Genomic DNA, 5,394 nt, shown 5'->3' with positions numbered 1-5,394 from the left:
CTCCTGCGGCAGGTGTTCCCACCCAATCCCGGTGCGCAGCACGAACAGGATGCCGTTCAAGGCCCGCCTGTCGTCCACCCGCGGCCGGCCTCCCTGGGCCGAGCGCCGCGGTGCCTCAGGCAGCAACGGTTCCAACTTCTCCCACAGGGCAGCGCTGACTTCCTTGTCTTTCATCGGCCTTCAACGATTCAGACAGCGATGGCGACAACTGTGTTTTGTTAGCCGCTCTTAGCCGCAAACCTACACTGACGACGCGCAGCCCACCCACACAGGCTCCCGCCGGTCACGATCCCGGAATCGGCGGTCACGATCGCCGAAATGCGCACCGAAGCACCGACTGCGGCTGCGGACTGGCGATGAAGCGCATCGGCGAGGACGTCAGCGAGAAGCTGGACTACGCGCCAGGCGTGTTTACCGTGGAGCGCCACGTGCGCGGCAAGTGGTGCTGCGCGGCCTGCCGCACGCTGGTGCAGGCACCGATGCCGCCAGCGGTGATCGACAAGGGCATCCCGACGGCCGGACTGCGCCCATGTGATGGTGGCCAAGCATGCCGATCACCTGCCGCTCTACCGGCAGGAAGCCATCTTCGGCCGCGCCGGGCTGGGCGCCTGGATCGGCCAGTGCGGTGCGCGCCTGGAGCCGGTGGCCGAGGCGCTCAAGGCGGAACTGCTGCGCTGCCAGGTGCTGCATGCTGACGAGACGCCGGTGGAGGTGCTGGCCCCGGGCAAGGGCAAGACGCAGCGCGCCTACCTATGGGCCTACGCTGCGGCATGCAGCGAGCCGATCAAGGCGGTGGTCTACGACTTCACCCCGGGTCGCTCGGGCGAGCACGCCAGGATCTTCCTGGGCCACGACCCGGAGCACCGGGCGCACGGCCAGCAGCGGTGGACCGGGCAACTGGTCTGCGACGAGTTCAGCGGCTACAAGGCGCTGTTCGATCTGGGCGTGACCGAGGTGGGCTGCATGGCGCACGCCCGTCGCAAGTTCGTCGAACTGCACACGGCCAACAAGAGCGCGATCGCCGGCAGGGCACTGCAGCTCATCGGGCCAGCGAGGTCGACCAGTTGCTGCCGCATCGGTGGATGCCTGCCGACTGAACTCGCAAGCGGTTGACCGGGCGATGGTCAACATGTGTTGGCTGGGCGCTTACGTTTGGACTATCCCCCTATAGATTTCCCGTAGCCGCAACGTGCGATGGCACACATAGAATCACCACAAGGAGGTCTCTTCAGATGGTCACGCCAACTATCTGCACTAACTGCCGCTCGTCTTCGCTACGAACTCTGACTTCCTATCGTCCGACTGAGTTGTCATTCGACGATTGTCCAGACTTTTTTGTTTGGGTTCTGGCTTGCTCAAGCTGCGGTCAACTAAGTAGATTTATTCCGACTGAGTTTATGCCCATGATTAGGGAGAACTCGGTTGAACCGAATTTTTCCAATTTGCCGGCATTGCCTAGAGGCAGGGAGTAATCTATGTTTACTTACAGAAGAAAGCTTCGGGCTGATCAAGTGACCCACATATGGGGTGCTAGAGACGCAACCCACCCGCTTCGGTCTAAGCTCACTCTCACGGTCCAAGTCGACGAAGGGGGGGACGACTTGGAACTGTTTGTCAGGAGGGTTTGGTGCTTCGGCGCTCAAACCGTTCGCATTGGTTGGTTATCTCCTGGGGATGTCGGTAGCATAAATCTCAGATGGGCTGTATGCGTGTACGGGCGCCCAAAGGAGAACAATGACACCTCGGTGCAGTGTGCACTAATGAATCACAGGTGAAGAGACCATGCGCACCGCAAAAGTAAGATCTCTCTCAGTGAGACCAATCCGGTCGAGTGACCTATCCTTCCCGGCTTCTGGCGTAATTTCTTTCCAGTCACCTAGGGCTCGATTGGGAGCGCGCCTCAAGGCGCACGGAAGTATCGAGATTAGGGACGAACTCGACAGCCTTTCAACTGGTGATTCAAACTTCGGTCGAGTCGCAGCTGATGCGGTGCACGTCGACAAAGTACTTGCGCCGAGAGCGTTGTTTATTCTGAAGAATGAGCGATCGCAAGCGGAACTGGATCAAGCGATCGCAGTGCACCACTCCGAGTATTTGGAACGCTTCGGAAGTGCGGGCGCAATCAGTGCAACTTTGAGAGCCGAGAATGCAGCCAGAATTACAACGACAGAGCTTCTGAAAAAGAAAATAGAGGAGCGCCATGTCGCGCTACAAGACAGCTACGCCAAGTCGGCAACTGATGTCGTCAACGCGACCATGTCTACAAGTAGGCACGAGGGTGACAAGGCTCCGGTGACGCGAACCTATTCCGCGCCGTTGCTTCTTTCTACAGCGGCCTACAGCATAAGTATCAATGGGGGCGGGATGCCGGCAACGATGACTCACTCGGTGCCTGTCGTTGACGTTAGTCCCAAGCTGTTTCGTGCCGGCGGATTCCAGCCTATTTCCGAGGAGCTTTCGCACAATGCCGCGACAGGGTCAATTGGCGGACCGCTGACCCAAGTTTCCGAGGTTCACCAAAGGCCTGTCGTAACAACGAATTCTCTTGCGGAGTTCGTTCACCCGAGGCTCGAGGAGGACATCGAATCAGCTAACGCCATTTCGCAGCTAGATTCTGAGCAGGCCGAACTTAGCGTTAGGAAGCCGCGCCTGCAAAATCTTGAGCAGATACTTTCTAATGAAGACAAGAGTCTTCGGGCTGAGGTGAAGAAGCGTCAAGCCGCTCTGATTGACTCTTACCTTGTCTGCCCAATCGATGGCATCGTCACAGCCATATACAAGGACGTTGGAGAATACGTCCAAGCGGGGGAGCCGGTACTTAGAGTTGAAGATGATACAGAGCTGCTCATTGTGGGCTTCATTCAATGCAAAGGAATCATTGAACTTGGTGAACCTGTGCATCTTGACGTGAAGAATGTTTTTGAGAGCGGCGCGTCACTTTCCCTTGCCGGCAATATTGTTGCACTGAGAGGTCACGAATCCGACGATGACGAATGGGACATCGTGATTCACGTGAAGAATCAGCAAGGGCAGCAGTTGCGTCAAAAGGATGGAAAGACTCGGATTGTTCGCTTGCCCATCAATTTTCAGTTCGACCGACTTGAAACGCGGATATCGCTAGGCTGATGGACGCCCCCACCAATCTTAGGCTGGCATCTGACGATGTTACGGACCGCGGCGCAACGAGTCTCAGGCTTCTTTGGGACGGAGTGACCAATGCAACTGAATATAGATTGAGATTGATTGACAGCGTCGGAACGGTATTTTTGGAAGTGCAGAACGCGGCCTGCGTCGCGGCCGGGCTTATACCAAATCGCGAGTACACAATTTCGGTCATGGCGATGGGTGGTGGGGCGAGTTCACCTTACAGTTCCCAGATAGTAACTTGCACGCGTCCGCCGCGCCCTCCCGCTCCTACCTCCGCTGCCCTGCCGTTTGGAACGGTGGTTTCCTGGGACTGGTCCGCCCTGCAACTTGACGAGTCGGTTCCCGTAACGGGTACGGTTGTTTGCCGGGATGCTTCGGGTGTCTCAATGTCTATCGTTGAGTCGTCGGACCGAATTGGTTCGGCACAGACTGCGGTGTACGGGGCCTCGTACTTTTCCCTCTTTCTGACCTCGGTACGACCGAGCGCACCAGGCGGCGTGAATGCATCAGTTTCGAGCCCAGAGAGCCAGTCTACTTCTCTTATTGGAGCCGTGCCCGATGGGGGGGCAGTCGTTCAGAAAGAGTTGCTCCAGAGGCTTTGCATGCAAGCTATTCGCCGTGCTTGACAGGAGATTTCGATGCCAAAGCCTCGGGTGGATAATTCCGCGAGCGGTCTAGATAAGCCAGAGAAAGGGCCATCAAGACCTACTGGTCCGGATAGGAACCCTGAGAAGGGCGGTGAAAAGGGCCATGTAAAGACTGCTGAGCGAGGACCTCGCGAGCCTCGTCAAGATGGTGCTGAGAAGGGGGGTCGGGGGGCGGGCGAGAAGGCCAAGCGAGAACGGCAAGAGCGGGCTGCAATTGAGAAGCGAACGCGTGATAAGGCGGCAGATAGAGGCCGCACTCGATCCGGTCGCGATCCCTCCGGAAAGCAGCCCTCCGCAGATTCAAGAAACGCTCGAACCGCTAGGCGATCTCAGGAAACTCAAGAAGTATCTAGGGCGCAAAAGAATATTGCTCGCCTGAGACCGGAAAAGGGAGGTGCATCGAATCTGGCGGCAAAGCAGAGTTCGACCTCAAAGGGTAAAGATCCGCGGCTTGTTGAATTGGAAAAGGCCGCCAAGTCCGGTGATATTCATAAGATTGATTTGTCAAAATTCGAGGGTTTGAAAAAACCGGGAAGTCGATTGAATTTGACAGTGCAGGAGGGACCGGCTGGCAAGGTCACCACTGTCGAATATCACGACGCAAGCAACGGAAAGTCTATGGTGGTTATCAGAGGGGAGCGTCCAGACGGGACAGCTTTCGTAAAGAGCTTTGACGAACGTGGGGTGGGTGAGGCGCACTTTGAAGACAAGAGTGGTCGGGTAACTGACTCTCGCTCATTCAATCTCAACGTGCAGAGCGATCTTGTCATTAATGTTGAGCACAAGTCGGCTCAGCCGATTCGACGTCGAGCTGAGAAGGCTCCCTCAACAAATCCACAGCCTCCGGCTCCAGAGCCAGCAAGGCCTCAGTCATCAAGGCCCGAAAGAAGCGAGCGCCCCGTTATCGACAAAGAATCAATTGAGATGATAAAACGCCACGAGGGCAATGGTGTCAAAGGCAAACCGTTTGAGCGTTATGTCGACATAGCCGGAGTACAGACTATCGGCTATGGCACTACTCGTCCCGGACAGAAGCTTCCTGCAAAGATTACTCCAGCGCAGGCGGAAGCTTACCTTCTCGAGGATATCGAGCGTGCAGATCAGTCAATTCAGAAGCTTGTGAAAGTACCTTTGTCTACAGGCCAAAGGCGAGCGCTGAGGTCATTTGTCTACAATTTGGGCGCGCGAAGGCTGTCAAAATCTACGCTGCTAAAGGAACTCAACAAGGGTAACTACAGCGGCGCGGCTGCGCAGTTTGAAAAGTGGGACAAAGCGCGGGATCCGAAAACCGGTTCACTTGTCAGAGTGCAGGGGCTTTCTTCACGACGGACAGACGAGCGGCGTCACTTTGAACAGTTGGACTCAAACCTTCCGTAAAGCGCAATTGGTAGACCGCATTTTGCTGCGGTGCCGAATTCTGGGCCGAAAATTGTGTCGGATCATTAGCTTGCGAGTGGATCCAGAAGGTGCTGACTTAGAGCGACTAACAAAACCGAATCAGCGTGCGCAGGCAGATGACGCAACAAGCCAGGCTGAGCAAGGCAACGTGCGTCTCAACTTGGCGCTCGAATCGGACGCGCAGCTTGCCAAACGCTGCCAG

The 5,394-nt window shown here is 56.5% G+C and carries 4 protein-coding genes and 2 pseudogenes; 4 read left to right on the top strand and 2 right to left on the bottom strand.

All coding sequences use genetic code 11. The annotated features are described in order from the left end of the window. Nucleotides 1–174 (bottom strand): transposase (locus tag HZU84_RS19890; protein WP_180693115.1); only part of this gene is annotated, 174 nt, incomplete at its 3' end. 155 nt (nt 175–329) lie between these two features. Between HZU84_RS19890 and tnpC the strand changes: the two are divergent. The 4 genes and pseudogenes from tnpC to HZU84_RS19875 form a co-directional block, all read left to right on the top strand. Beyond that, nucleotides 330–1,044, top strand: a pseudogene (gene tnpC / locus HZU84_RS19885) (IS66 family transposase); the annotation flags it as partial. Nucleotides 1,045–1,989: 945 nt separating this feature from the next. Continuing rightward, nucleotides 1,990–3,126: an HlyD family secretion protein gene (locus HZU84_RS19880; protein WP_180693114.1), complete on the top strand. Its 1,137-nt coding sequence runs from the start codon at nt 1,990–1,992 to the stop codon at nt 3,124–3,126. Continuing rightward, entirely contained in the window at nt 3,126–3,773 is a 648-nt protein-coding gene (locus tag HZU84_RS21175; protein ID WP_375139047.1) for a fibronectin type III domain-containing protein, read from the top strand. Before HZU84_RS19880 ends, HZU84_RS21175 begins: the two co-directional genes overlap by 1 nt. A 480-nt stretch (nt 3,774–4,253) precedes the next feature. Continuing rightward, complete coding sequence (locus HZU84_RS19875) at nt 4,254–5,171, top strand: lysozyme (protein WP_180693113.1); 918 nt, start codon at nt 4,254–4,256, stop codon at nt 5,169–5,171. Between the two features lie 106 nt (nt 5,172–5,277). Here the strand turns inward: HZU84_RS19875 and HZU84_RS20810 are convergent. After that, a pseudogene (locus HZU84_RS20810) lies at nt 5,278–5,394 on the bottom strand (IS5/IS1182 family transposase); the annotation flags it as partial.

Source organism: Sphaerotilus sulfidivorans (genome assembly GCF_013426975.1).
GTDB lineage: Bacteria > Pseudomonadota > Gammaproteobacteria > Burkholderiales > Burkholderiaceae_C > Sphaerotilus > Sphaerotilus sulfidivorans.
The sequence above is the reverse complement of the archived record's forward strand: the minus strand, read 5'-3'. Positions and strand labels throughout refer to the sequence as shown.